Origin of the sequence: Candidatus Cardinium hertigii (assembly GCF_050864855.1) — a bacterium.
Taxonomy (GTDB): domain Bacteria; phylum Bacteroidota; class Bacteroidia; order Cytophagales; family Amoebophilaceae; genus Cardinium; species Cardinium hertigii_C.
Genome location: NZ_JBOZWW010000011.1, coordinates 1 through 1292, shown reverse-complemented (window position 1 = coordinate 1292; position 1292 = coordinate 1). Strand labels below are relative to the sequence as shown.

The following is a 1292-nucleotide window of genomic DNA, read 5'->3' as shown; positions in this document are numbered from 1 at the left end:
GTCTTACATTAGCTTCTCTGGCAGAAGAAGCCTTTTCTAAAGCTATTGATACATTGGAAAATGAAAGAGAAGCTCCATTTCCAAGTAGACGTGAGGAACTTAAAACTGGTAGGCCTATAAAATAGTAGGGGTCCCGTCAGGAAAGTGAAAATAAAGCACGATAAGGAAAAATGGGGTTATAAAAATCGTTCGAAAATGTACGATATATTTAGTTAATACCTGTGTCTTAACAAACGGTCGTTTGTTGAGACAGCTAAAATACCTCCCTAAAATAGTTCATAAAATGTATCATATTTCGATCTCAAAAAACAAAATATCATAAACTTATTATTTTTAATATTATTGAGACAATACGGAAAAATTGGTATTCCGTTTCCTATCATTCAATAAAATTGTAAGAATATTTATAATTTTAAAGCTGTTGATTCATTCTAACCTATTGATCAGATGAGCAAGAAAGAAAGCAAAGAAAAGGATCAAGAAAATGGACTAGATAAGCCCCATGATTTTGTGTTTAAAAATACGTTTTGCAATAAAGAGGCAATGCTGGATTTTCTATCTGCCAACTTGCCTTGTGATCTGCTTTCTAAAATAGATAAAGAGAAATTAGCGTTAACAAATAAAAGCTATGTAGATCCAGTTGGGAGAAGAGGAGAATCTGATTTAGTCTTCAAAACCAATATAAATGGTAAGGAAGGGTATCTGTATCTATTGGCAGAACATCAGTCTACTGAAGATCCATATATGCCTCTAAGGTTTCTAGAGTACAACGTTCAATTACTACGCCAACATTTAAAAGAAAACGGTAATGTACCCCTTCCAGTTATATTAAATATATGTCTATACAACGGAGATAAACCCTATAAAGGTTCTTCTAGTTTATTGTCTATGTTTTCTGATCCTGAGTTAGCAAAATCATCTATGTTTGATAGCTTTCATTTAGTAGACTTGTACAGCACTTCAGAAGATGAATTGCTTAGCTATAAAAAGGCTGCTTTTGCTGCTATGGTTCTCAAACAAGGAATTTATAGAGATTTTAAGAAGTGGTTTTCTGATCATATACATCTAATTGTTTACCTTTTAGAAAAAGGTTATATTAGCTATGCGGATACAGCATTTTTGTACATGTTAAAGGTAGACGATAACCCAGATTTACTAGAAACAATAAAAAAATCTAATCCCCAATTAAAACAAATAGCCATGTCTGTAGCTGAAAAATTAATACAACAAGGAGAACATAAAGGTAGACAAGAAGGTAGACAAGAAGGTAGACAAGAAGGTAGACAAGAAGG

The 1292-nt window shown here is 32.7% G+C and carries 1 protein-coding gene; it reads left to right on the top strand.

Annotated elements, in window-relative coordinates:
• Nucleotides 1–447 precede the first annotated feature (447 nt).
• Nucleotides 448–1292: Rpn family recombination-promoting nuclease/putative transposase (locus tag ACRRVB_RS00680; RefSeq protein WP_432466099.1), on the top strand; the 845-nt coding region annotated here is incomplete at its 3' end.